Source organism: Sphingobacterium sp. NPDC055346, from assembly GCF_053645235.1.
The window spans coordinates 339,100-365,925 of record NZ_JBSHMI010000002.1; the positions used below are offsets into that span (position 1 = coordinate 339,100).

Genomic DNA, 26,826 nt, shown 5'->3' on the forward strand with positions numbered 1-26,826 from the left:
AAAGCGATGAATAGAAGAGATTCACTTAAAGCCTTAGGGCTACTTGCAGCAGGATCTGGTGTATTGGCCGCATCCTGTAAAGATGACAAAAGCTCGGGGCAAGCAGGAAAAGCTGCCACTGGCAGTTCGGAAAAATTACCTGGGGTTCAGGAATTTGAATATAAACGTACAGAAGCCTTAATGGCTGAGAAGTTCTTTACGGATCATGAAATGGCGACCATCACGGTATTGGCGGATATCATTATTCCAAAAGATGATGTTTCAGGTAGTGCCTCAGAGGCTGGTGTACCGGCCTTTATCGAGTTTATGTCCAAGGATATCCCGAGCTATCAAACTCCTTTACGTGGAGGCTTGAAATGGCTTGATGTACAATGTCAAAAAACGTATGGAAATGCATTTGTAAAATGTAAGAAGGAACAGCAGATTGCGATGGTTGATGAAATTGCCTACCCGCAAAAAGCTAAACCAGAAATGGCCCAAGGAGTAGCCTTCTTTTCCTTGATGCGTGACCTGACTTCAACGGGATTCTTTACCAGTGAAATGGGCGTGAAGGACATAGGATACGTAGGTAACAAACCAGGAGTTTGGAATGGCGTACCTGCAGATGTCTTGAAACAATACGGTTTCGATCCAGAAAAGTTTTTTGGATAGGAATATCAAAAAAATTGGAAAGGGAGCTGAATTTAAGCTCCCTTTCTGTTTATTTTTTGATTGTTTCCACGATTTCCAAGATCAGAGGGTAGGTGTTTTCCTTAACCTTTTTCAGTTCCGAGGATTTTAACCATTCCGCCTGATCGATATCTTCTTCGAGTTGAGGTGTCAGTTTAGGGATTTTGTTAACACCCATTTGGTACCATTTAGTCTGTTTCAGTACGAATTTATTGCGCATATAATAGGTATGGTAGGTTGTTGCCACCTTTTTACCTAGGTAATCGACTTCAATTCCGCACTCTTCTTCGACTTCCCTGAGGGCGGCATCTTTCATTTTTTCACCTTCTTCGACCTTACCTTTAGGCAAGTCCCACTTTCCAAGGCGATGTATGAATAGGTATTCACCATTACCATTTGTCACTAATCCACCAGCAGCTTTAACGATACGGGTTGTAGATAATATCTTTTTAAAAACTTTTCTGATATTAGGGTGTATGTATAGGTACACAGATTTATCTGTGCTGTGAGCGGAGTCGTTGAAAAGTTTTTCCAGATCAATGTCTTGTAAACCAATTGTTTGAACGTTTTCTTTAATATGAGGGGTAAAATCTGCCAAAATTAACAGAGATTGGTTCATATAAATTTTATAAATTTGTGCCATGAATTATTTAAATGAGGTTGAACAAAAAGTTGCTGAATCCTTATTGCAAATTAAAGCAATAAAATTACAACCTAAAAACCCTTTTACTTGGGCGTCTGGATGGAAGTCACCAATTTATTGTGATAATCGCGTTGCGTTATCGCATCCAGCTATCCGTACATACATCCGTCAAAAGTTGTCACAATTGATTCAAGAGGAGTTTGGTTCAGTTGATATGATATCGGGAGTAGCGACTGCAGGGATCCCTCAAGGAGTATTAGTTGCGCAAGATTTAGGCTTACCTTTTTCATATGTACGCAGCAGTGCAAAGGATCATGGTCGTCAGAACCTGATTGAGGGTGAAGTTATCAGTGGTCAGCGTGTTGTTGTCATTGAGGATTTGGTATCTACCGGAAATAGCAGTTTGCAAGCCGTAAAAGCATTGCGTGATGCAGGTTGTAACGTTGTGGGATTGGTTTCAATCTTTACTTACGGACTAGAAGTTGCACGCAAAAACTTTGAAGAAGCAAAATGCACTTTCCACAGTTTGTGTAACTACGATGCCCTAATTCATGTTGCCGCTTCTAATAGCTATATCTTGGAATCGGATATTGAACTTTTGGAGAAATGGAAAATTGATCCAGCAAACTGGAACCCAGAATTATAAACTATGACTATTATTCAAAACACTGTAGAAATCAATAAACCCGTTTCTGAGGTTTATAATTTTCTTTCGGATATGAACAATCACGAGCAGTTAATGCCAGAAAACATCGTTAACTGGAGCTCAACAGCCGATGAGGCAAGATTTACCATCAAGAATATGGCTAAATTGTCCCTACGTATCAGTGAAAGATTAGAGAACAAAGAATTGGTAAGTGTGCCGATTGAAGAAGCACCATTTCCTTTGACATTACGTTGGAAATTGGAACCTTCTTCCGATAACAGTACCAGTGCTACATTCGTGATCGAAGCAGGTTTGAATATGATGATGAAAATGATGGCTTCTGGTCCATTACAGAAGTTAGTTGATTTTCAAATTGATAAATTGAAATCAGTATTGGGATAGTTATATCCTGAAGATATGAAATAGGGAAGAGCAATGAGAATTGCTCTTTTTTTGTGATAGGGAAGGTTTTGAACCAGGATGAATGGGATGGGAGGATAGACCAAGATTAGGTTCAAATACTATAAAATAATACCTCAATTTTATTATTATGATAGAATCTTTCCTTATATTTGGGGCATATTTGCTAAAGACAATAGTCCAGATTTGAAACTCTTCTTTACATATATCCTATTAGTGAGTTTGACACTGCAATCTTTTTATCGCAGTATCATGACTATGGAGTATGAGATTCATCTTCCGGACTACATTGCCAACTGTATCAACAAGAGTCGCCCAGATTTACATTGTAATGGTCAGTGTGTGTTGATGCAAAAGATCAGAGACAAAGAGAAAAAAGAATCCAAAAAGAATTTCGTGGTCTATGAATATAGTTCGCATTATGTTCATAAAGAATTCAGTACGTTGATCAAACCTATTACGGTTGAAGAGCCTGTTGAAAAGCCTCTTCCAATTTACATCTCTGAATATAGATTTGAATTCAGCAATCCGCTTTTCCGTCCCCCAATTGCTTAATCCTTAGCAGTAGGACAGCCCTTTATGGAATTTTATTAAAATTGATGCTCATGCGCATGATGCATTTGTTAGTCTTTGTGCAATTTTTCTGAATTCCCTCTTACTGCCCTTCATTTCATTTTTAAAACAGCAATACCTATTTAATAATGCAGAAAATAATAATGATTATTTCGCTGTGCCTATTATTCATATCCTGTACAAAAGAAAAAACAGATTATGAAGCTGAAATTGGCACAGAAGAACCTGAAAAACTGGAATTTAAGGAAGCCTATTCCTTTGAAAAAAATGGCTATAAAGTAAGTGTAGAGGCTTTGAATGGTACTTTGACCAAAGGGTATAATGAGCTTAAGATCAGAGTTTTCAATATACAAAGCAATGCAGATGTCAATGCTGCATCGCTTGGCTTTTTACCGATTATGACAGGGATAGAGGGTAAACAAGTGTCATGTCCTCATCGCTATCAATTGACATATAATTCAGCGGAGAAGTTCTATGCTGCCTTCGCTGTATTTACAGAGCTCAGCAGTAATGAAAATAAATGGGACCTGTATATCAGGATGAACGTTGGAATGCAAGAATTGCTGATCAAGGAACCGATTACAGTAAAAGAACAGACCAATAAAAACCTGAACATGGTTTCCTTTTTCGGAAATGACAATGAACAATATTTTATTGCACTCTTGGGGCCTCGGTCTCCAAAAGTAGCTGAAAACAACTTGTTGGCAGCAGTGTACAAGTACAATAAACCTTTGACTCCCTCAAAGACAGAGTTTCCTGATCCAAGTCAGTTCAATTATTCTGAAGTCAAAGGTTTTACCTTGAAATTGGATCCTAGGATGCCTGAACCTTCCATGGGAAACCATTCCTCGCCAAATAATAAGGACTTAGTTCAAGGGGAAGACGGTTTTTATCATGGCGTAGTAAACTATACCATGACCGGAAATTGGACCTTGAATTTCATTTTCATGAACCAAAACGGAAAAATACTTAAGGGAACTGAGGTTCCAAAGGATTTTACACCGGGTGTGGAAGGTAAAAAAAGTGAACTGTTCATTGATATATTATTCTAAAAGCTATGCGTAAAATCATTTCCATCCTTGTGCTTATCCTTATTTCCCTACAATCTCAAGCACAGGATACATTAAGGAATAAACAAGATACGGTTCAAAAGATTGAAGAGGTTAAAGTAAAGGGGGTTCGGAAACGGAAGATTGAGACGGAAATGAAAATGGCTGTTTCGGTGGATGAATTCCTAGCCTCATCAGATAAGATCAGTTTTATCAAGAGGGGAGCTTATGCTTGGGAGCCCATGCTGAACAATATGAGCTCGGAACGTTCGACCATTACCATTGACGGGATGCATATTTTTGGCGCCTGTACAGATAAAATGGATCCCATTACTTCCTATGTGGAGAGCAATAATCTGTCAACCATTGATATCAAATCTGGTCAAGAAGGAAGCATGCATGGAGCCACAGTTTCTGGAAGCATTGATCTGAAGCGAAAAAGTACGGCATTTGATAGCGTTTCATATTATAAAGGCTCTTACCAAAGTGGCTTTGAGTTCAACAATAACCAATTCTTTAACTTAGGCAACCTTTCCTATAGTAGCGATAAGTTTGTAGCGGACGCAAGTGTTGCCTATCGTAAAGCAGGCAATTATCTTGATGGGAATAATGAGGAGGTCAAGCATTCGCAATACCGGAAGTTCAATAGTTCACTTGGACTTGCCTATAAGACCAGTGATCTTTCATCCATCCGAGTAGATGCAATCTTTGACCAAGCCAATGATGTAGGCTATCCTGCCTTACCAATGGACCTATGGCTTTCCAGGGCAATCATTACTTCAGTTGCCTATAAACAATTGTTTGAGGAGGGCCTATTTAAAGTTTGGGATACCAAAGTCTATTTTAATGCCATCGAACATTATATGGACGATACCAAAAGACCGGAAAATCTTGTTCATATGGATATGCCTGGCTGGAGCAATACATTTGGTCTGGTGTCTAGTGTGAACATGAAAGAAGGTCGGTACAGTTCAGATATCCAATTGAATGCCTATCAGAACCTATCGATTGCAGAAATGACCATGTATCCACAGGATCGTAGCAAGAAAACCATGTTTGCCTACAGTTGGCCTTGGGTAACTAGCAGATTTGCCAGTGTATCGATGAACAATTCCTATGATTTTACGGAAAATAGCAGATTGAATTTTGGTGGATCATTGGGCTATAACTATAACCATTCCAAGTATGTGGAATTTAACTGGATTTTTCACCCAGGTACTCCTCAGGAAAAGAGTAGGATCCTTCCAGGCTTACATGCCAGTTATGACTTAAGCGTTGAGAGGTTTAATTTTTCTGTGGGAACAGGTTATGGACAGCGAGCGCCGTCGGTATCAGAAGGTTATGGTTATTATATCTACAATAGTTTTGATCGCTACGATTATATCGGTAATCCAGATCTGAAAAATGAAATATCCTTTGAAGGAAATGCGAGTGCCGGTTACAAGACAGAAAGAATGGGGATCGATGCAAAGGTTAACTATTTCTACATTCAAAACTATATCGTAGGAAGGATCTTAAGCTTAGGGAGCCCAATGAACTACCAATCGGTAGGAGTAAAAGGATATACCTCTTTAGATCATGCCAGGATTTTCAATTTAAGTTTAAATGCTAATTATGATATCCTGCCACACCTGCATTGGAAAGGGAATGTAACCTATGCCCGTGCAACAGATGAAAGAGGCGGAAACCTACCTTTTATCAGGCCATTGAGCTATCAGACTTCCATACATTACATGTATAAGCAGTTTGGAATTCAGACCTCCCTAAATGGCGACATGGAACAGCGAAATTATAGCCCTGAGTATGGTGAAGACCTCACATCGGCCTATCAGGTATGGAATGTGTCGGCAGACTATAACCTGACCTTTGGGAAGTATACAGCCATGGTTCAGGTCGGAGCTGAAAACCTATTCAATGAATATTACAGCACTTATGCAGACTGGGGAAATATCCCAAGAATGGGAAGGAATATTTTTACGTCCATAAAATTAAGCTTCTAAGATGTTGGTTCGAGTAATAAGTGGTTTATTGATGTTATTGTCTGTGCTGGTCGGTTTTCAGCAGGCTATAATCGTTATGCACTTTAAGCTCAACCAAGAAAAGATTGAAATGGCTTATTGCGAGAACAAAAATAAGCCCGAGATGCAATGCCATGGACTTTGTCATTTGAAAAAACAATTGGAAGATCAGGAAAATTCAGAAACAGCACCCCCCAAGAATTATCCTAGGGTAGATATGCTCGTTGCCACAGATTTTGAATTTATTTTAAGTGATTATGATTCGGAATGCAGTGAAGTAATCACTGGTTATCAAGAAGTCTATTATAAGGAACCCTTAAGGGAGATTTTTATACCACCGCCTATCTGGTATATAGTTTAAGTTTATATAAGATAAGTTAATGTTGTAAAAATAAAATAATTAAAAAATAAATAAGAAATTAATCTAATGAAAAATTCAATTAAATATATTGCTGCTTTGCTTGCTGTTTCTTTGTTCGTGTCCTGTTCTAAGGATAATGTTGATCCAGTAGCCAATAATATTACTTTACACTTTGATAATACCTTTAAGGGGAAAAGTATCGTACTTGGTGATGCAAATAGCAGTACCGCAAGCCAAAACACTTCAGCTGCCGGACAGGTACATCAGTTCTCTGAAATCAAGTATGTAATCAGTAACATTCGTTTGATCAAAGCAGAAGGTACGGAAATCCCATATAACATTAATGATCTAGATAAAGGGGCTGCTGTAATCAATCAAGCTAAAGCGACGACTTTAGATTTTGTGTTGAGCAATATCCCTTCAGGAGAGTACAAACAAATCAAATTTGGTCTGGGTGTAAAGCAGGAATTGAATACCTTGGATGAAACCAAGTTCCCTAACTTTTATAAAGCGGCAGGTGCCAATGATACCGAAATGATGTGGGAGTGGGGTTCAGGCTACCGTTTTACTAAACTTGAAGGTTTCTATGGAGCAGACCATAAAAAGATGTCTATCCATACCGGTAGTACAGTTGAAGGTAAAGAAGGAGCTTATACCCAAGGAGTAGATGCCTATAGAGAAATTTCTTTGAATCTGACTTCAGTAGCTACTGTAGGACGTACTTCTCCAAAAATCACCATCAATGCTGATTTTGATAAGTTATTAAGTGGAAAGACCAATACCATTACCTTGTCAACGGGTACTGGAATGGGTGACAATGCTACGCCGAATATCCATACTGCTGTGCAGATGGTGAAATTCGTTGACAATTTAGGTGGAAATGGAAGTAGCGACCTTTCAGGTATGTTCTCCATTAGCAAGGTAGAAAATTAATACATTAGAGCCTTTCTTATTCGAGAGTAAGGAAGGCTCTTTCTTTTATTTTTTCCATATGAGAAAGATAAAATGGTTAGTCGTCCTATTCCTTGTGCTTGGATTTGTGAGTTCCTGTCAAGACAGGGAAGAAATTGAAGAAATTCCATTTGACAATCCTGAAATACCCTTGGAGATCCCTTTGGATTTTCCTGCGATGAATTCTTCGGTTCAGGGGAATAAGCCTACAAAATATGGAGTGGAACTTGGGAAGATGCTCTTCAATGAAAAAAGGTTCAGCGGAAATAATACGATTTCCTGTGCTTCTTGCCATCAGACTGAAAAGGCATTTGCGGATGAGAATCCTAAATCTATAGGGGTTTACAATCGAGTTGGGCTAAGAAATACGCCTGCTGTCCAAAACATGGCCTTTATGAGGCATTATAATTGGGATGGTAATATCCTTCAACTAGAGAAACAGCCTTTGGTGCCTATCATTACCCATGAAGAGATGAATTCCTCGATCATGGAAGTCATTGCTAAACTTCGGGATGATCCTACCTATAAAGAGATGTTCAGGAAGGCATTTGGCGATGAACAAATCACTGCTGACCGAATTTATAGAAGTTTAGTTCAATTTGAATATACATTGATCAGTGCAAATAGTAAATACGATAGGGTTGTTCATCAAGGTAGGGAGCGATTTACCGAGGCGGAGGAAAAAGGGTTAAGAGTGTTTGAGGCGAAATGTAAAAGTTGCCATGGAACAGGGCTGTTTACCGATCAGAGCTTTCGGAATATTGGTTTCCCGATTAACCCTGATACAGAAGAGGCGGGACGGGCACGAGTAACGGGAGATCCTAAAGATTGGATGAGCTATCGGGTACCTTCGTTGAGAAATATTGAATTTACTGCGCCTTATGGGAGCTTTGGGCAATTTAAGACGTTAAAAGACGTATTAGATTATATGGATCAAGGTGTTTTGTATGCAGAGAATTTAGATCCTATTTTTAAGGCAAATGGGAATAGGTTACCTATGAGTGAAGAAGAGAAAGCAGACATCATCGCTTTCCTGAAAACATTGAGCGATCATTCTTTTGTTGCTCAAAAATAATTGATTTTACATTCAAAACACTTATTGTTGGTTTAATTGGTCTATTGTGAGCAATAGATTTTGTATTTTTGTCATATTTGCATTAGCATAACATTAAATAGAAAATGGAGTTAAACTTAAAGCGCCCGTTGGCATTTTTTGATTTGGAAACTACGGGTGTCCAAGTGTCAAGTGATAGAATTGTAGAGCTTTCCATATTGAAGGTCAGTCCAGGTGGAAAAGAAGAGACGTTGACAATGAAGGTGAACCCTGAGATTCCGATTCCGGCTGAGTCTTCTATGTTTCATGGGATTTATGATGAAGACGTAAAGGATTTGCCGAATTTCCAAGCGAGGGCGAAAGAAGTTGCTGATTTTATTGGAGATGCGGATTTAGCAGGATACAATTCAAACAAGTTTGATGTTCCAATGTTAATGGAAGAGTTTTTACGCGCAGGGGTTGACTTCTCTTTAGAGGGAAGGTCCTTTGTCGATGTACAGAACATTTTTCACCAGATGGAACAGAGAACGCTAAAGGCGGCTTATAAGTTTTATTGCAATGAAAGCCTAGACAATGCCCATACTGCTGAGGCCGATGTAAGAGCAACCTATGAAGTCTTGAAAGCACAGTTGTCCAAATATGAAAATGTAGAATATGAGGATAAGCATGGGGTTGTTTCTGTACCTGTAGTCAATGACGTTGAAGCTTTGCATTCATTTACCAACCTGAGCAAACCGGTGGATTTTGCCGGACGTTTGGTCTATGATGCGGATGGTGATGCAAGCATTAACTTTGGAAAACACAAAGGGAAAAAAGTTGTTGAGGTTTTTGATGTTGAACCGAGCTATTATGCTTGGATGCAAAATGGAGATTTCCCATTGTATACCAAGAAGGTATTGGAAGGGATTTGGAACGAGCATAAAAACAAGAAAAGAGAGGCAAGGGTAAACAATCCGGTCCAAGCAACAAGTCCAAGTAAGGATTTTAAAAAACCGGAAAGGAAACCAGAGCCAAGTAAACCCATTACCAATGATATGTTAAAGGGCTTGCAAGATAAATTTAAAAAATAAAGAACCATTCAATATTATGATGAATAAAGAACAAGAGATTGAACGTATTTCCTGTTTAATTATAGGATCAGGACCTGCTGGATACACTGCTGCCATTTACGCTGCACGTGCTGATTTAAAACCTGTTATTTATACGGGTATGGTTCCGGGAGGACAATTGACCCAGACTACAGAAGTTGATAATTTTCCGGGTTACCCACAGGGAATCACTGGTCCGGTAATGATGGAGGATTTACGTGCTCAAGCTGAGCGTTTTGGAACAGATGTACGTTTTGGATATGCTACGAATGTTGATTTTTCAACGGATGGTGGAATTCATAAGGTAGAGATTGATGGGGTTAAGACCGTTGAGGCTGAAACTGTTATTATCGCTACGGGTGCAACTGCGAAATGGTTAGGATTGGATTCGGAAGAAAAATATAACGGATTTGGTGTTTCGGCTTGTGCTGTATGTGATGGATTTTTCTACAAAGGTCAAGATGTTGCCATTGTAGGAGCTGGAGATACGGCCGCTGAAGAAGCAACTTACTTAGCTAAGCTTTGTAGAAAGGTTTATATGTTGGTTCGTCGTGATGAATTCCGCGCTTCTAAAGCAATGGTTCATCGTGTGAACAATACGCCAAACATTGAAGTTCTTTATAATACGGAAGCAGTAGAGATTTTAGGAGATGGTCAAGTGGTAACCGGAGTACGAGTGATCAATAACGAAAGCAAAAATCTCCAAGACCTAGATGTTACGGGATTCTTTGTCGCTATCGGTCATAAGCCAAATACAGAGTTGTTCAAAGGGATCTTAGATATGGATGAAACTGGTTATTTGATAACCAAAGCGGATAGTACGGCTACCAATATCCCTGGTGTTTTTGCTTGTGGAGATGTTCAAGACCATGTTTTCCGTCAAGCGATCACAGCTGCAGGAACTGGTTGTATGTCTGCATTAGAAGCAGAGCGCTATTTAATGGCTAAGGAAGACGTGGTGCTTTCTTAATATAGACATAAGACATAAGACAACAGATCTTTTATTTCGCCGATTGTAAGGGAGTCTATTAGATTTTTTTAATTGGTGTTTTGAAATATTTAATAATGAAGAGCCTTTCTAATTTTTAGAGAGGCTCTTTTTGATGTTTGAACCAGGATTAAATGGATGAGAGGATGTGCCAAGATTTTGGGGAAAGAACCAGGATTAAATGGATGAGAGGATAGACCAAGATTTGGGTAAAGAACCAGGATTAAATGGATGAGAGGATGTACCAAGATTATGATCAACAAGTCGCTTGGAAGTCCCCAACATAGAAGGGGCGTATTGCATACGCCCGCTCCATACAAACCGAAATAATATCAATTCTGATTAAATCTTGGCGCAGGAAAAGTCTCGGAAAAACACAAAAATCCACATTGAAATTATGGAAGTTTGCATTGGCGTAAAGTTCCTGTACCTTCGGTACAGCATGACAGGTCCTTTTGGATGAAAATCATACAGATTCTTCACTATTTGTTCAGAATCAGAGTTATAAAAAAGCGGGATCCTTAATATATTAAGGATCCCGCTTTTGACTTTCTAAAAACTTATTGGCTATCCTCCATCATTTCCATAAATATTTCTATTCTTTTTTATGGATAAATAAGGTCTTTTGTCTTATGTCTTCTGTCTGTTGTCTATCTTAAAATCTATATCCTATAGAGATACCAGCGCGGATACCTCCCCAGGGGCTTTTTGCTTTTAATGAGGCGCCTTGAGCATCTACTGTGGTTTCAATATCTACAACATCATTCTGTAAGTTTTCAAGCTCTTCTCTTAGGTATTGCTGCTCTTGAGGGGAAAGGTCCATTTTTCCTGATATGGTTCCGCTAGCGCCGCCATAATGTGGTCCAAGGATTCGAAGATCCATGAATACTGATTTTGCAAGTTTAAATTGAGACCCAATAACGAAACCGAAGCCCCAAGTTCCGATTCCACCTTTAAGAGGAACTGTTTCTGTGGTTCCTTGGTCAGTTTCATAGGGATAATTGGTTGTGATGTTGTACTTTCCATATTTGAAGAAAGGACCTACGTAAAATCCTCTTCCACCATCTCCATTTTTGCTTGTATAGAATCTGAATTCGGGAGAGAAAGTAAAATGGTCTAAAGTAGCATCATTGGTAAAGTTTTCATCTTCGATCAATTCTTCAATAGTTTTTTTGAAGGGGAGGGATGATTTACCTCTAAATCCAATACTAGCATTAACACTCATTTTGGGAGCTACCATGCGTTCGTATTCGAAAGCAAAAGTTTTACCAACCAAGGGTAAAAGATTGAACTTTACGGTATTCTGTTGTGCTAAAGTCAAGGATGGGAGTAAGCATAGGGCGAAGGTTATGGACAGAAGCGCGAGTCCAAGGGAATTTTTATTTTTCATTGTGAGTTAACATTTGGTTTTGATAGTCCAAATATATTTAACTACAATGAAAGCCACAATACCTAGAAGTTGGTATTTTATAAAACTGAAAAATATTTTAGCGCATTCCAGATTCCATCATTATCTACATCATCTGTGACGTAGTTGGCGATTTCCTTTACCTCTGGGTTTGCATTCCCCATTGCGACTCCTAGCTGAACGTGTTTAAGCATGCTGATGTCGTTTCCACCATCACCGAAAGCCATTGTGTTTTCCAATGGAATACCAAAATGCTTGCAGAATATGTCAATCCCCACCTTTTTACTTAAGCCTTTTGGGTTTACATCGGCAAAAAGAGGAGTCCATCTAGAAGCAAGTGAATTCGGCATTACGGTTTCCATAAACTGCTTTTCTTCCTCAGGCCCTAAGAAGATATTGGTCTGTAAAATACTATGGATATCAACCTTTTCCATGTCGACCAATTTTGGAACTGGTAGGTTGAGGTGGGCATACATGCCGGCAATTTCAGGAGTTACATCATGAATGGTAATCTCTTGTTCAGACATAAAGGAGAAACTAAGGGGTTTTTCCTTTGCATACTCAATCACGGACTGTATATCCTGACTGGCAATGGTCTGCTTGAATAGCACTTCAAAATCATGGGTAAGGCAATAACCGCCATTAAAGGTGATATATCCATCGAAATCCAAAAATTTGATATGATCAATACTGTTTATGGATCTACCTGTTGAAAGAATGGTTTTGATGCCATGGGTCTGAAGTAATCTGATTGCTTCAATGGTTGATTCAGGTACTTTGTGGGTCTTGAAACTCAATAAGGTTCCATCAATATCAAAAAATACGGCTTTAATTTTAGGATTTAGCATGCCCAAAGGTACGTAAATTGGGCCAATTAGCCTAGGAAATGGAGGTTGATTTAGCTGCTTGGGCAACCATTAAACATTGATTTGACCATCCTAGCTGAATTAGTTTGTAGGCAATGATTATCTTTGTACTGAAATAATAATGGTATGACTATATTCATGGATTTTTTAGGTGAGCTGGAAGGGATGCTTTTAAGAAAAGAACTGCAAAAAATTTCTTTAGGAAATTACCGAGGTGAAGAGGCTAATTTAAAAAATATCTATATAAAGCCTGTTTTAATAAAACAGGACTTAATGCTTTCATTTGTATATCGTTATCAAACGAAAGATATCACTAAGAATTATTCCATTGAAGATTCGATAAAAGAGCTGGAAAAGCTGGTGGACTTTAGAGGATTCAGACAGGTGAATGTTCAGAACCTCAGTGAAAATCTGGTTTTTCAGATGAACAAAAAAGGAGAATGGCGCCTGCAAAAAGAAAAGGTTGAGCAGAGAAAGGAGCAGTCGTTGTCTCATGATAAAATCAAGGACCGAAAAATTGCGGATTCCAGTAAGGCCTATCTGCATCAGTTAAACCTTACTGATGGGGAAGGAAAAGTGTTCAAGAATGCCCAGGATAAATGGAAGCAAATCAATCATTATATCGAATTATTGAGTTCGTCCTTAGCAGGTCTTCCTTCTAAGGAAATGCTGAAAGTAGTGGATATGGGCGCAGGAAAAGGTTATCTGACCTTTGCACTTTATGATTACCTAAGAAATAGCCTGGGGAAACAGGTGGAAGTAGTGGGGATAGAATACAGGAAGGATTTGGTTGATTTCTGCAATCAGGTTGCGCAAGATTCAGGATTTGATGCCTTGCGTTTTGAGGAGGGAAGCATTGAAGATTATCAAACAGTTGAAGGAATAGATGTACTGATTGCCTTGCATGCCTGTGATACAGCTACGGATGATGCCATATTCAAAGGCATCCAAAATGATGCTGAACTTATTGTGGTGGCTCCTTGTTGCCATAAGCAGGTCAGGAGGGAATTGGAAGCGGTGAAAGCTAAGAATGACCTGGATTTTATGACCCAATATGGTATTTTTTTAGAAAGGCATGCAGAGATGCTAACAGATAGCATACGTGCCTTGATCTTGGAGTATTATGGTTATGAAATGCGAGTCATGCAGTTTATTTCGGATCAGCATACACCAAAAAATGTCATGTTGGTCGGCTCTAAGCGAAAGATAGAGCCTAAGAAGCAGGTTGAAATCTTAGAAAAGATCAAAAGTCTGAAAGCTTATTTTGGAATCAATTACCAGCACTTGGAACGTTTGTGTGGCCTTGATATATAAGTTTTTACATTAGTTTAGTTAATATATTTATTTAGATAATAGACAGGCTTTTTATTTATCGTTTATGTATCAACAAACCAGTTGTTCATTTGGAATAAGGTAATTCCGGATAATAGTCCAAAAAACCTGTGCATTTAGGTCACAAAGTTCTATCTTTGTGTCTTGAAAAATTGTAGCGATGAGAATTTCTTATAATTGGTTAAAGAATTTTATTGATATAGATAAAACCCCACAGGAGCTTTCCTTAATCTTGACAGATATTGGTTTAGAAGTAGAGTCCTTGGAGGTTGAACAGAGTATTCCTGGAGGATTGGAAGGGTTGGTTGTTGGAGAAGTGATTACTTGTGAGCAACATCCAAACGCTGATAAACTAAAAGTAACAACAGTAAACGTAGGTAAACCTGAGTTATTGAATATCGTTTGCGGTGCGCCAAACGTACGCACTGGTTTAAAAGTTATAGTAGCACAGGTTGGCACAACCTGTCACCCTACATCAGGAGATCCTTTTAAAATTACCAAGTCCAAAATCCGTGGCGAAGCATCAGAAGGGATGCTTTGTGGTGAGGATGAAATTGGTTTGGGTACTTCACATGCAGGTATCGTAGAGCTAGATTCTGACGCCGAAATTGGCAGTTTGGTGAAATCATACTTCAATATGGAGGATGATTATTGCTATGAAATCGGTTTGACACCAAACCGTGCAGATGCGGCATCCCATTTAGGTGTGGCAAGAGATTTAGCGGCTTATTTCAGGTCGAATGTAAAAGCTCTGGATTTAGGTTCGTTTCAAGAGGTGTCAACAAGTGGAACTGCGGTAAAAGTAGATGTTGTAGAAGATGCCCCTCGATATTCTGGGATAAATATCAAGAATATTAAAGTTGGAGAGTCTCCGGAATGGTTAAGAAATAAATTAAGTGCAATTGGTGTTCGCTCGATCAACAATATCGTCGATGTAACCAATTATATCCTTCATGATTTAGGGCAACCTTTACATGCATTTGACCAGGACAAGATTTCTGGAAATCAGGTAATTGTTAGGAAAGCGAAAGAAGGTGAATTGTTCAAGACTTTGGATGGCATAGAGCGTAAGTTGTCATCAGAGGATTTAGTGATTGCAGATGCTGAGAAACCGATGTGTATTGCTGGGGTTTTCGGTGGTGAATATTCTGGAGTTACGGAAGGAACGACTTCGATTTTCCTAGAGTCGGCATACTTTAACCCGGTAACGGTTAGGAAAACATCGAAAAGACACGCGTTGAAAACAGATTCATCATTCCGTTTTGAGCGTGGAACCAATCCGGATATTACTGTAGAGGCTTTGAAAAAAGCGGCTATCCTGATTGCTGAAGTTGCCGGTGGGGAAGTGTCATCCAATATTGTTGACCTGTACCCAAATCCTATAAAACCATTTGAGTTTCCAGTAAGCTATCAAAATATTCAACGTGTCATCGGAAAAGACATTCCCGCGGAAACGATTAGAGAGATCATCGTGAGTTTAGGCATTGAGCTTGAAAATGAGACTGCTGAGGGGTTTGATGTCAAGGTACCTGCTTATAAAGTAGATGTCATCCGTGAGATTGATGTGGTTGAAGAAGTATTGCGCATCTATGGATACAACAATATTGAACTAAAGACGCAGATCAAGGCTTCCTTAAATACCTCGGAAAAACCAGATAAGGAAGTTGTGTTGAACCAGATTGCAGATCTATTGATCGCTAATGGGTATAGGGAGATCTTGGCGAATTCATTGACCAAAGATGATTACCTGGAAAATGAGGAGACTGCTGTGAAGCTGTTAAATCCATTGAGTAGCGATTTGGACGTGATGCGTCAGAACCTGTTGTTTTCTGCTTTGATTGCCATTGGATACAATCAAAAACGCAAGAATGCAGATCTAAAGATCTTTGAATACGGAAGGTCGTATAATTTAGTTGAAGGTAATTACGTAGAAAAGCAATTGTTCTCTATCGCTATATCAGGTAAGAAAGAAGCAGAGCAATGGAATAATAATGCCAAAGGCGTAAGTTTCTATGATATCAAAGCAGTTGTAGACGATATCGTCAAAAGACTGAAAGTAGAAGGTATCCGCGTTGAGGATTATGTTGGGACGTACTTTGATTATGGATTGAGCTATAGAAAAGGAGAGAAGGTCTTGGTTTCCTTTGGGGCGGTTTCAAAAGCTAACCTGAAGAAAACAGATGTTGATGGACCGGTATTCTTTGCGCAATTTGATTGGGACTTGATGATTAAAGTGATCAAGAAAAATAAAATCACTTACAAGGAAGTTTCAAAATTCCCATCCGTAAGACGCGATTTAGCGTTGTTGCTGGATGATCAGGTGACCTTTGAGCAATTGCGTTTAATTGCCACAAAGACAGAGAGAAAGTTATTGAAGGATGTTCAGATATTTGATGTCTATAAGGGTGATAAATTGCCGGAGGGTAAGAAGTCATATGCCTTGAGTTTTACGCTTCAGGACGAAGAAAAAACACTTACAGACAAACAAATTGATGCAATTATTCAAAAATTAATTATTAACTTTGAGAAAGAAGTAGGCGCATCAGTGCGCTAAAAATTTATACATTAATTGCGAAATACTATGGCGTCATTATCTTCCCAAATGAATATTATCGTTGAGAAAACGAAAAATCTTATTCAATTGTGTGAAGCCTTGCAAGAGGAGAATGACTTGTTAAAGTTAGAAGTTCAATCATTGCAAGTTGCATTTGATACGAGTTCGGATAAAGTTAAGCAGCTGGAAGACAAGGTGAAAGCCTTGGCGGTTGCCAAAACATTAGACAATTCGGAGATCGATAAAGACGCTATAAATGAAAAAGTACTTGACACAAAACGAAAAATTAACGATTTTGTGCGAGAAATAGACAAATGTATAAGTCTATTGAAGTAGGAAAAGGGAGTAGGAGAATAGACTTATTACGTTATTAAGCTCAAAGAAAATGGGAGAGATTTCCATAAAAATAAATATAGCAGACCGAGTATATCCTTTACGTGTTGAGACGGAGGAGGAAGAGGTGATTCGATATGCCGCGAAGCTAATAAACGAGAAAATTAAAGAACTGCAGGATAACTATGCAGTTCGTGATAAGCAAGACTTGTTGTCGATGTGTGTATTGCAATATGCCACGGGGATGATCAAGGCTGAGCGGAATAGTCAGAACCAGGATTCTGGTCTGGAGCATTCCATTCATGAACTGGACAATATTCTGACAGATTTCTTCAAAAAATAAAACGTTTACGTTCTTAGAATTTAGAGCTTGTAACGACGAATTTGCCGCAATTAAATTCGGGTTGTCACTATTTTAAACTTAACGCTTCAATATCACGAGCAATTTTAAAGATGTAGGCCATTTTGCGAAAGCCATCTAGGTCATGATCATACGCTCAAATCATGTGTAATCGAAGTTTAATAATACATGGTACCTGATTTATTTAATTGCGGTTTTTTTTTGGAAACTAAATGCTATTACATTAACATATTAAATTATAAATAATAACAAATGGAGTTATCAACTACTATATCAATAATAATTTCACTGGTTGTCGGTGTTTTTATTGGACGATATCTTTTGCAGATGTTGTTCAAGAAGCAGGAGCAATCAGCGAATGATAAGGCTGCCCAAATAGTAAGGGATGCAGAGCAACAAGCAGATCATATAAAAAAGCAGCGTCAGCTAGAAGCAAAAGAGAAGTTTTTGCAATTGAAGGCTGAGCATGAAAAAGAAGTCAACCAAAAGAATAATACCATCTCCCAAAAAGAGAATACCATTCGTCAGAAAGAACAGTCATTAAATCAAAAATTGGAGAATCTAAATCGTGAAAAACAGGATTTGGATAACAAAACCAAGAAACTGGATCAAATGATTGAGTTCAATGACAAGAAAAAGGAAGAGGTAGAACAGTTAAAAGGCCAACATATCAAGCAATTGGAGAGTATGGCTGGACTGTCTGCTGAGGAAGCTAAAGAACAGTTAGTGAATTCATTGCGTGAAGAAGCTCGTTCTCAAGCGATCATGCAGATCAAGGACATCGTTGATGAAGCGAAATTAACAGCTTCCAAAGAGGCCAAGAAAGTAGTTATCCAAACTATACAACGTACAGCTACTGAATCTGCCATTGAAAATACGGTATCTATCTTTAACATTGAAAATGATGAGATCAAAGGTCGTATCATTGGACGTGAAGGTCGTAATATTAGAGCACTTGAGGCTGCAACGGGTGTAGAGATTATCGTGGATGATACCCCAGAAGCGATTATCCTTTCTGGCTTTGATCCTGTACGTCGTGAAATTGCCCGTTTATCATTACATAGATTGGTTACGGATGGTCGTATCCACCCAGCACGTATCGAGGAGGTTGTTGCAAAGACCCGTACGCAGATTGAAGATGAAATCGTTGAAATCGGTGAACGTACCGTCATTGATTTAGGTATTCATGGTCTACACCCTGAACTGATCAGGATGGTGGGAAGAATGAGATATCGTTCTTCATATGGTCAAAACCTATTACAGCACTCACGTGAGGTTGCGAATTTTGCGGCTACGATGGCGGCGGAATTAGGGCTTAATGTGAAACATGCGAAGCGAGCTGGATTGCTGCACGATATTGGGAAGGTGCCCGATGATAATCCAGAATTGCCTCACGCGATCTTGGGGATGCAATTGGCCGAGAAATATAAGGAACATCCAGATGTATGCAATGCGATTGGTGCTCACCACGACGAGATCGAGATGACTTCGATGATATCTCCGATCGTTCAGGCATGTGATGCAATTTCAGGTGCCCGTCCAGGAGCTAGACGTGAGGTCGTAGAAAGCTACATCAAACGTTTGAAGGAACTAGAAGACCTAGCTTTGTCATATCCAGGTGTGGAGAAAACATTTGCTATCCAAGCAGGCCGTGAACTGCGTGTTGTGGTTGAAAGCGAGAAAGTATCTGATGCGCAAGCTGAGATCTTGGCAGCAGATATTTCAAACCGTATCCAGACAGAGATGACTTATCCAGGTCAGATCAAAGTAACAGTCATTAGAGAGACCAGATCGGTTTCTTATGCAAAATAACATTCAATTAGAATTTATAGGAAAGCCCGTCATTTGATGGGCTTTTTCTTTTTCCCTTGTATTAGAATTTGATTAGAATTCCATAAAATAGCATTAAGGTATGGGCTAAATGGCTAAATTTGAAATAATTAAAAGAAATGCAAGTATTAGTTGTAGAAGATGATCATCGGATAAGTTCCTTCTTAATTAAAGGTTTAGAGGAAAATGGTTTTTTGGTTACCCTTTGTAAAACCGCGGAGGATGCCTTGTTGGAGGAGAACCTTAAAATTGATTGGGATGTCATTGTTTTGGACATTATGCTACCTGGAATCGATGGGGTGCAGTTATTGCAGACCTTACGCTATAAACAGGTCTATGCTCCTGTATTAATGCTGAGTGCCTTGAACAGTATTCAAGACAAGGTGACTTCCTTGGATTATGGTGCCGATGATTATTTGACCAAGCCTTTCCATTTTGAGGAACTGCTGTCGCGGATCAATGCCCTGAGCAGGAGAAAGCAATACCATAATCAGGAAAAGCCGAAGAGTCCGATTTTGGAATTTGATGAGCTGCAGATCGACACGGATCAGTATAAAGTCTTTTTAAAGGGGGAACTGGTTGACCTCTCTCCGAGGGAATTCAAATTGCTGATGTACCTGATAGAAAACCGAAATAAGACGGTTAGCCGAATGCAAATATTAAATGCAGTTTGGGGCATCACATTTAACAATCACAGCAATGTAGTGGATGTATATATATCCTATTTGAGAAATAAAGTTGAAAGCCAAGATCAGAAGTTTATCCAAACCGTAAAAGGAATTGGATATATGTTTAAGTATGATTCATGAAGTTAAAGCATAGGTTAGCCTTATATTCGATCTGTATCTTTAGCGTTGTTACGCTATTGATATCAGTTGTTATTTATTTTGCCTATTACGTGCAGATGGAAAAATCTGAACAACATGCTTTGGAAAGTAAATCATTATTAGCTGCCATCTATTATCTGGAACGCGATGAGTTGAGCAGTCTGGACCATGAAAATATCCAAAAGCAATTGCAGAAGACTATTTCCAGAAGAGATATTGTTGTATTTGATAGTCTTGATAAAAGGAAGGCTGGAGACATGTCCGTAATTTCTGATATTTCGAAGGATTTTATAGCGCAGGTTCGGACGGATAAAAATTCATTCTTTAACACAGATCATTTCTTTTATAACGGTATTTTCTATAATGATAACGAAGGGGATTTTGTCATTGTCACCCGAGAATCCAAAGAGGGCTTCAATAATCAGATGCAGTCATTATTTCATATCTTGATTATTGCATTTTTTGTTGGACTGAGTATAATTTACTTCTTTTCAAGGTTCCTGGGCTATATTGCTTACCAGCCAATAGTCGATGTAATCAAACAGATCAAGGACCGAGATAGCAAGAACTTTGAAAAACCTATCCAATTGGAAAGATCCTATTCAGAAATCCAGGATTTGGTGAACACCTATAACCTGTTTGTAGATCGCATCTCTCAAACCTTCAATGTTCAGAAAAATTTCATTGATTATGTTTCCCATGAACTCAGGACTCCGATTACTGCCCTTTTAGGCACCTTGGAGGTGACCAACCAAAGGGAGCGGAGCAAAGCAGAGTATGAAGATGTAATCCAACAACTAAAGCAATATACCACTGATCTCGAAGAGACCTTGGAAAACATGATGTTGCTGTCTGGAGCAAAAACAAGCTTTGAGTTCTCAAGATTAAGAATTGATGAGATTATTTGGCAGGTCATTGAAAATGCGGTTCTCTATTACCAAGCTGATATTGAGGTGAAAATTGAAGTAGAGGATGCTAACTTAATGGAATGGGAGGGTAATGAGAAGCTCTTGGCTTTAGCCTTCAATAATATCATTGAGAATGCAATAAAGTATTCAAACAATAAGAAAGTAACTGTGATCCTTCATGAGGACCTAGGCAGGTTGGAGGTTTTAGTGGTAGACCAGGGGATTGGCATATCTCAGGAGGACCTCAAAAAAGTAAAGGAAAACTTTTACCGAGGGGAAAACACAGATAAATTTTCAGGTAAGGGAATTGGTCTCTCTATGGCCAACATTATCTTTGTATTGCACAAAGTTGAAATGAAACTACAAAGTGAAGGGATGGGCACACAGGTCTCTCTCAAATTCTAATCAAATTCTAATCTAATTTAAAACTCACCTTAATCTGCAAATTATAGGTTTGCAGAAAATATTAATGGTGAAGAAATTCTATCTAATTTTCGTATTAAGCTGCCTTGCTGTTATTCTGCAAGCCCAGACCTATTCCCTAAAGGATTTAGAATCCCAGTTTCTGAAAAACAATTTGCAGTTAATCGCGAATAAGTTTCATATAGAAAAGTCTGAAGCATTGATCGTTCAGGAGAAGCTGTGGGCCAACCCAAATCTTACCGTTGACAACCTGAACCTTTGGGCTAACCGATCTTTTGAAACCATGCCCAACCTCATCGGCAATTTCGGAAGTAAACAGCAGCTCAATATGGAATTAGAACAGCTGATCGAGACAGCTGGGAAGAGAAAGAAACGAGTGGCCATTAAAACATTGGAGAAGACTTCTGCCCAGCTGGAGTTTGAGGAAATCCTGAGGCAATTAAAGCTAGATTTAAGAACCAACTTTTATAGCCTACAAAGAATTCAATTGGAAGAAAATCAATTGCAATCCATATTGGAATTGTTCTCCAAATTGAATGAGCAATATAAGATGCAAGCTGAAAAACAGCATGTTTCCCAGGTAAGTTTTTTAAGGGTCCATACCGAGCTAATCGGTATCCAGAAGGAGCTTTTGGATTTAAAGAGCCAAAAAAATGAGATCCTCCAACAATTAAGAACCCTTACTCAATTGCCAGATCTGAAAGCAGATCAATTATCCTTTGATGGATTACATGTTGGCGAGAAGACTTTATTACCGGCCGAGCTAAAAGAACAAGCTAATTCCCAAAATATTTATTTGCGTTCGATGGCCAATGATATTCAGCTTTCTGAAGGTCAGTTGAGATTGGAGAAGGCACAGAAAACCCCAAACTTAAACCTATTGATGAATTATGAGCGCGGAGGTAATGTGATGAGTAATTTCATTGGTATTGGGGTGAACATTGAATTGCCCATCTTCAACAGAAATAAGGGAAATATCCAAGCTGCAAAAATCCAGGTTGAACAAGGTCAAGCCCAGTTTCAAGCTAGGCAATTAGAAATAGGAAATGAGATCGATAAGCTATTGAATAAACTTGCTTTATTCCGGGAGAACCTGACAAACTGGAAGGATACTAATACTGCAGCACAACAAAGAGTTTTAGAGAATTATATCAAATATCTTCAGGAACAACAGGTTACCCTCATCGAATTCATTGATTTTTCCCAAGCTTTTCGTGAAGCTCAGCAAGCCTATTTGGAATTACAGGAAAGTTATTTAATCACATTTGAACAACTACAGTATGTAGTTGGCCAGGAACTATAATAATGAAAAATATTAAAAGTTTACCCTTAGGTTTAATTACCCTGATTGCATGTTGCACTGGCTGTGGAAGCAGCCAGCAGCAACAAATTGACGTACAGGATAGCACAAAAAGGTTTTGTATCAGCGATCAATTAAAAAAGACTACAGAAATTATTACGGTCAAGGAAAGCCCCATTGTAGAGCAATTGACCTTATCCGGAAAGATTGAATATAATGAGAATGATCTGGTTACCTTTCGTAGTTTATTGCTTGGCGTAGTCGATCGTGTTGATTTTGAGCTTGGTGACCAAGTTAAAAAGGGTCAGGTCCTGGCAACCATCAAATCAACGGAAATCCAAAGTCTGTTTCAACAGAAGAATGCACAGCAAAACCAGATCAATCTACTAGCGAAACTTTTGGTAACCAAGAAAGACCTGTTGAAAGACGGGATGATTTCAGAGCCTGAAATGCTGCAAGTGGAGCATGAACTGGAAAGTGCCAAGATTGAATTGAAACGCATCAATCAATCTTTGCAGCTTTATCATGCCGTAGGCGAGGGGACTTTCCAGATTTTAGCACCAAAAAATGGTTATATCATCCAAAAAGATATCAGCCAAGGGCAAATCATTACCCAGGAAAGCAATCCCTTGTTTTCTATTTCGAATCTGAAGGAAGTTTGGGTGATGTTGAACGTCTATGCAAGTAACCTTAGGTTTATCAAAACTGGAGACCAGGTTAAGGTGAGGACAATTGCATATCCAGATCAGGTCTATACCGGGAAAATAGATAAAATATACAATGTATTTGATGCCAATGAGCATGTAATGAAGGCACGGGTGGTATTGGAGAACCAAAACCTTAACCTGATGCCCGGCTTGAGTGCCGATATCATAATCGATAAAATAAAATCAGAAGAAACAGCATTAGCCATTCCAAATAAATCGCTTGTATTCAGTAATAATGAAAATTTCATGGTTGTTTACAAGGGAGATTGCCAATTGGAAGCAAAGAAGCTTGATATTATTTCGAGCAATGAAGAAGTGACCTATGTAAGCAATAAATTAGAAGCGAACGAAAAGGTTATTGGTAGCAATGCACTATTGATTTTTGAACAGATTAAGGGCTTGTAAGGATGAAGAAGTTTGTTCAAAATATAGTAACCTTTTCATTAAGGAATACCACTTTTATTTTATTTGCCACGTTTGCCCTTTTGTTTGCGGGTATTTATGCGCTCAAACATACAGCGATTGAGGCCTTTCCTGATGTTACCAATACGCGGGCGAGGATTATCATCCAATGGCCAGGTCGAAGTGCAGAGGAGGTGGAGAAGCTGGTCACTTTGCCGATTTCCAAGGAGATGAACAGTATTCCTAAGAAATCAAATATCCGTTCGATTTCTTTATTTGGTCTGTCTGTGGTAACTGTACAGTTTGAGGATGGGGTAGATGACTTTTATGCGCAGCAGTATGTTTCTAATAAATTAGCGGGAATAGACCTTCCAGAAGGAACGGAAATAGAGGTAGAGCCACCTTCAGGTGCTACAGGAGAAATCTTTAGATACATCATTAAAAGCGATCTGCCGATCAAGGAAATATCAGCGATCCAAGATTGGGTAATTGAAAGGGAGCTTCTTGGCGTACCTGGAGTGGCCAATGTGATCAGTTTTGGAGGCGAGGAAAAAATCTATGAGATCAAGATCAATCCGACCGAACTAAAGAATTTCAGTCTGACACCGCTCGATGTTTATGAAGCGGTATCAAAATCCAATATCAATGTGGGCGGGGATGTAATCCAACAAGGAGATCAAGCCTATGTGGTGCGTGGTGTCGGGTTATTGGACAAGATTGAAGATATAGGGAATATTACGGTCAAATTAAACGGCTCTACGCCAGTTTTGATTAAAAATGTTGCAGAGGTTGTAGTTTCCAATAAACCACGGTTGGGTCGCGTGGGATACAATGAGCAGGAAGATGTTGTGGAAGGGATTGTGGTCATGTTGAGAGGGGAGAACCCATCCGAGGTTATTGGATTGCTTAAAGAGAAGATCGAAGAATTAAATACAAGGACATTACCGGACAATGTCAAGATCGAAACAGCGGTTGACCGGACGAAATTGGTGGACAGCACGGTCAAGACCGTTTCAAAAAACATTGTTGAAGGTGTATTACTGGTATCCCTGATTGTATTTATCTTCCTATATAATTGGAAATCCACCTTTATTGTAGCTTCTGTTATTCCGCTTTCATTCTTATTTGCCATAATAATGCTGAAGATCCAAGGGTTACCAGCGAATCTGATTTCAATGGGCTCTTTGGATTTCGGTTTACTCTTGGAGGGAACCCTGGTTATCGTGGAAACGGTATTTGTCGCTTTAGCGACGCTATCCCATAAGGTAGGCCCGGAACGGTTTGCAAAGATGTCCAAGATGGGAATAATCAAGAAAAGTGCAGGTAGTGTAGCTTCCTATATTTTCTTCGCTTTGATGATTCTGATCGTTGCGTTATTACCTATTTTCTCTTTCCAGAAGGTAGAAGGGAAGATGTTTACCCCATTGGCTTTTACTTTAGGATATGCATTGTTAGGTTCCTTGATATTAAGTTTAACCTATGTTCCTGCTATGTGCAAGTTGCTTTTTACCAAAGGCTTGGAAGAGAAAGAAAACTTTGTAACCAGATTCTTTCATAGATCTATCTATGGACTTTATAGTTATGCCCTGAAATTCAAAAAAATAACCCTTGTTGTTTTTATTGGCATTCTAGCATTATGTTCGATAAAGTTTATGAATTATGGTTCTGAATTCCTTCCTCAATTAAATGAAGGGGCCATCTATATCCGAGCGACTTTGCCCAATAGCATTAATCTGGATGAATCTAGCCGGCTGACCAAAGAAATGAAGCAATTGATGGTGGAGACCTGTCCGGAGATTGATTTTATCTTAACCCAAACCGGTAGACCCAATGATGGGACTGATCCCACAGGCTTCTTTAATATTGAGTTCAACGTCCAATTGACTGAACAAAATACTTGGAAACGAGGATTGGATAAGGAGGAGATCATCGAGGAACTGAGGGAGAAATTGAATCAATACCCAGGGATTAATTTTGGATTTAGCCAACCCATTCAAGATAACGTAGAGGAATATGTGGCCGGAGTTAAGAGTTCTTTGGTTATTAAGATCTTTGGTGATGACCTGTACAAGTTAGAAGACTATGCAAATCAGGTATCAGATGCGATCGGCAAGGTTCGAGGGATTACAGATATCAACGTTTATAAGAATATTGGTTTGCCAGAATTAAGAATTCAGCTTCATGATTCTAAAATGGCGAAGTATGGCATCTTTACCAAGGATGTACAAGCCGTTATCGCGATGACCATTGGTGGACAGGCGGCAACCAAATTTTATGAAAAAGATCGACAGTTTGATGTGGTCCTCCGATTCAATAAAGAATATAGGGATACACCTGAAAAAATAGGAAATATCCTCATACCGACAAGCACCGGAGAGAATATCCCGTTGCAAGAGATCGCTAGCATTGGGTATGTGACTGGACCTGCCTTTATCTATCGTGAGGGCAATAGCAGATACATTGGTATTGGCTTTAGTATATCGGGAAGGGATCTAGGAAGTACGATTGAGGAGGCAAAAGAGGTAGTAGCCAAATCTATAAAACTTCCTAAAGAAAATTATATGGAATGGGCTGGTGAATTTGAAAGCAAGGAACGGGCAACCAAACAATTAATGACGGTTATTCCTATTTCCCTTATTCTGATCCTCATATTGCTTTACAGTAATTTTGGAAATATGAAAGATACCGCCATTGCTGCTATTACCATTCCATTTGCTTTCATTGGCGGCTTTCTGTCTCTATGGATCACAGGCACCATCTTTGGGATTTCCGCTGGTATCGGATTGATTATCCTCTTCGGTGTAAATACCATCAATGGAATCATCCTGATCGCTGTGATGAAGGAGTACCTGAAAAAGAAACCGCTGAAAGAAGCTATCGACCAAGGTGTGAAAAGTAGGATCAGATCTATTGTGATGATTGCCCTGATGGGTTCGATGGGATTGCTACCTGCTGCGCTCTCCAGTGGGATGGGGTCTGAAATACAGAAGCCCTTAGCCATTATGATTGTTGGCGGCCTATTGATCTGTTTGATTCTTTCCTTTGCAGTGTTACCGGTAGTATTCTATTATGCGTATAGAAAGGATAAAATGTTAGCAAAGAATAGTTAACTTTG

The 26,826-nt window shown here is 39.0% G+C and carries 24 protein-coding genes; 21 read left to right on the top strand and 3 right to left on the bottom strand.

The window, feature by feature from the left end; genetic code table 11:
- The first annotated feature begins 6 nt into the window (after positions 1 to 6).
- Positions 7 to 651 carry a gluconate 2-dehydrogenase subunit 3 family protein gene (locus tag ACWICE_RS05745; protein WP_185211871.1) on the top strand — a complete coding sequence of 215 codons (645 nt, stop codon included), beginning with the start codon at positions 7 to 9 and terminating at the stop codon, positions 649 to 651.
- 49 nt (positions 652 to 700) lie between these two features.
- Here the strand turns inward: ACWICE_RS05745 and ACWICE_RS05750 are convergent, their stop codons facing one another.
- Positions 701 to 1,288 (bottom strand): NUDIX hydrolase, encoded by a 588-nt coding sequence (locus ACWICE_RS05750; protein WP_237235561.1) that lies wholly within the window; start codon positions 1,286 to 1,288, stop codon positions 701 to 703.
- A 22-nt stretch (positions 1,289 to 1,310) separates the two neighbouring features.
- On the opposite strand from ACWICE_RS05750, the gene pyrE reads away from it, so the two are divergent.
- From pyrE to trxB, 10 genes are all read left to right on the top strand, one after another.
- Complete coding sequence (gene pyrE / locus ACWICE_RS05755; protein ID WP_454297842.1) at positions 1,311 to 1,958, top strand: orotate phosphoribosyltransferase; 648 nt, start codon at positions 1,311 to 1,313, stop codon at positions 1,956 to 1,958.
- Positions 1,959 to 1,961: 3 nt separating this feature from the next.
- Positions 1,962 to 2,360, top strand: a complete 399-nt coding sequence (locus ACWICE_RS05760) for an SRPBCC family protein (RefSeq protein WP_454297843.1) — start codon at positions 1,962 to 1,964, stop codon at positions 2,358 to 2,360.
- A 270-nt stretch (positions 2,361 to 2,630) separates the two neighbouring features.
- On the top strand, positions 2,631 to 2,933 hold the full coding sequence (locus tag ACWICE_RS05765) for a hypothetical protein (RefSeq protein WP_185217850.1): 303 nt from the start codon (positions 2,631 to 2,633) through the stop codon (positions 2,931 to 2,933).
- A 146-nt stretch (positions 2,934 to 3,079) separates the two neighbouring features.
- The gene (locus ACWICE_RS05770; protein WP_454297844.1) at positions 3,080 to 4,003 is read left to right on the top strand and encodes a hypothetical protein; all 924 of its coding nucleotides are present in this window, start codon (positions 3,080 to 3,082) and stop codon (positions 4,001 to 4,003) included.
- Between the two features lie 5 nt (positions 4,004 to 4,008).
- Positions 4,009 to 6,000: a TonB-dependent receptor gene (locus ACWICE_RS05775; RefSeq protein WP_454297845.1), complete on the top strand. Its 1,992-nt coding sequence runs from the start codon at positions 4,009 to 4,011 to the stop codon at positions 5,998 to 6,000.
- Between the two features lies 1 nt (position 6,001).
- Entirely contained in the window at positions 6,002 to 6,379 is a 378-nt protein-coding gene (locus tag ACWICE_RS05780) for a hypothetical protein (protein WP_185211879.1), read from the top strand.
- Between the two features lie 66 nt (positions 6,380 to 6,445).
- The gene (locus ACWICE_RS05785; protein ID WP_185211880.1) at positions 6,446 to 7,312 is read left to right on the top strand and encodes an MbnP family protein; all 867 of its coding nucleotides are present in this window, start codon (positions 6,446 to 6,448) and stop codon (positions 7,310 to 7,312) included.
- 58 nt (positions 7,313 to 7,370) lie between these two features.
- The gene (locus ACWICE_RS05790; protein WP_454297846.1) at positions 7,371 to 8,405 is read left to right on the top strand and encodes a cytochrome c peroxidase; all 1,035 of its coding nucleotides are present in this window, start codon (positions 7,371 to 7,373) and stop codon (positions 8,403 to 8,405) included.
- 104 nt (positions 8,406 to 8,509) lie between these two features.
- Entirely contained in the window at positions 8,510 to 9,454 is a 945-nt protein-coding gene (locus tag ACWICE_RS05795) for a 3'-5' exonuclease (protein ID WP_313258169.1), read from the top strand.
- 19 nt (positions 9,455 to 9,473) lie between these two features.
- The gene (gene trxB / locus ACWICE_RS05800) at positions 9,474 to 10,442 is read left to right on the top strand and encodes a thioredoxin-disulfide reductase (RefSeq protein WP_454297918.1); all 969 of its coding nucleotides are present in this window, start codon (positions 9,474 to 9,476) and stop codon (positions 10,440 to 10,442) included.
- 673 nt (positions 10,443 to 11,115) lie between these two features.
- Here trxB and ACWICE_RS05805 read toward each other — a convergent pair.
- Together ACWICE_RS05805 and ACWICE_RS05810 are read right to left on the bottom strand one after the other, a co-directional pair.
- On the bottom strand, positions 11,116 to 11,850 hold the full coding sequence (locus ACWICE_RS05805; protein ID WP_185217855.1) for a DUF3575 domain-containing protein: 735 nt from the start codon (positions 11,848 to 11,850) through the stop codon (positions 11,116 to 11,118).
- Between the two features lie 77 nt (positions 11,851 to 11,927).
- The gene (locus ACWICE_RS05810; protein WP_454297847.1) at positions 11,928 to 12,716 is read right to left on the bottom strand and encodes a Cof-type HAD-IIB family hydrolase; all 789 of its coding nucleotides are present in this window, start codon (positions 12,714 to 12,716) and stop codon (positions 11,928 to 11,930) included.
- Between the two features lie 291 nt (positions 12,717 to 13,007).
- Between ACWICE_RS05810 and ACWICE_RS05815 the strand changes: the two genes are divergently transcribed.
- The 10 genes from ACWICE_RS05815 (at position 13,008) to ACWICE_RS05860 (ending at position 26,821) form a co-directional block, all read left to right on the top strand.
- Positions 13,008 to 14,048, top strand: coding sequence for a class I SAM-dependent methyltransferase (locus ACWICE_RS05815; protein WP_454291364.1), 1,041 nt, complete (start codon positions 13,008 to 13,010; stop codon positions 14,046 to 14,048).
- 178 nt (positions 14,049 to 14,226) lie between these two features.
- Positions 14,227 to 16,620, top strand: a complete 2,394-nt coding sequence (gene pheT, locus ACWICE_RS05820; RefSeq protein WP_454297848.1) for a phenylalanine--tRNA ligase subunit beta — start codon at positions 14,227 to 14,229, stop codon at positions 16,618 to 16,620.
- A gap of 27 nt (positions 16,621 to 16,647) precedes the next feature.
- Positions 16,648 to 16,956: a hypothetical protein gene (locus ACWICE_RS05825; RefSeq protein ID WP_093095920.1), complete on the top strand. Its 309-nt coding sequence runs from the start codon at positions 16,648 to 16,650 to the stop codon at positions 16,954 to 16,956.
- A gap of 49 nt (positions 16,957 to 17,005) precedes the next feature.
- Positions 17,006 to 17,296, top strand: a complete 291-nt coding sequence (locus ACWICE_RS05830) for a cell division protein ZapA (protein ID WP_185211888.1) — start codon at positions 17,006 to 17,008, stop codon at positions 17,294 to 17,296.
- Between the two features lie 270 nt (positions 17,297 to 17,566).
- Positions 17,567 to 19,126 (top strand): ribonuclease Y, encoded by a 1,560-nt coding sequence (gene rny, locus ACWICE_RS05835; protein WP_254529971.1) that lies wholly within the window; start codon positions 17,567 to 17,569, stop codon positions 19,124 to 19,126.
- A 137-nt stretch (positions 19,127 to 19,263) separates the two neighbouring features.
- Positions 19,264 to 19,953: a response regulator transcription factor gene (locus ACWICE_RS05840; protein ID WP_254529973.1), complete on the top strand. Its 690-nt coding sequence runs from the start codon at positions 19,264 to 19,266 to the stop codon at positions 19,951 to 19,953.
- Positions 19,950 to 21,284, top strand: a complete 1,335-nt coding sequence (locus ACWICE_RS05845) for a sensor histidine kinase (RefSeq protein WP_454297849.1) — start codon at positions 19,950 to 19,952, stop codon at positions 21,282 to 21,284. Before ACWICE_RS05840 ends, ACWICE_RS05845 begins: the two co-directional genes overlap by 4 nt.
- A gap of 49 nt (positions 21,285 to 21,333) precedes the next feature.
- The gene (locus tag ACWICE_RS05850) at positions 21,334 to 22,605 is read left to right on the top strand and encodes a TolC family protein (protein WP_454297850.1); all 1,272 of its coding nucleotides are present in this window, start codon (positions 21,334 to 21,336) and stop codon (positions 22,603 to 22,605) included.
- A gap of 2 nt (positions 22,606 to 22,607) precedes the next feature.
- Positions 22,608 to 23,714: an efflux RND transporter periplasmic adaptor subunit gene (locus tag ACWICE_RS05855; RefSeq protein WP_454297851.1), complete on the top strand. Its 1,107-nt coding sequence runs from the start codon at positions 22,608 to 22,610 to the stop codon at positions 23,712 to 23,714.
- A 2-nt stretch (positions 23,715 to 23,716) separates the two neighbouring features.
- Positions 23,717 to 26,821 carry an efflux RND transporter permease subunit gene (locus ACWICE_RS05860; protein WP_454297852.1) on the top strand — a complete coding sequence of 1,035 codons (3,105 nt, stop codon included), beginning with the start codon at positions 23,717 to 23,719 and terminating at the stop codon, positions 26,819 to 26,821.
- The last annotated feature ends 5 nt before the right edge of the window (positions 26,822 to 26,826 follow it).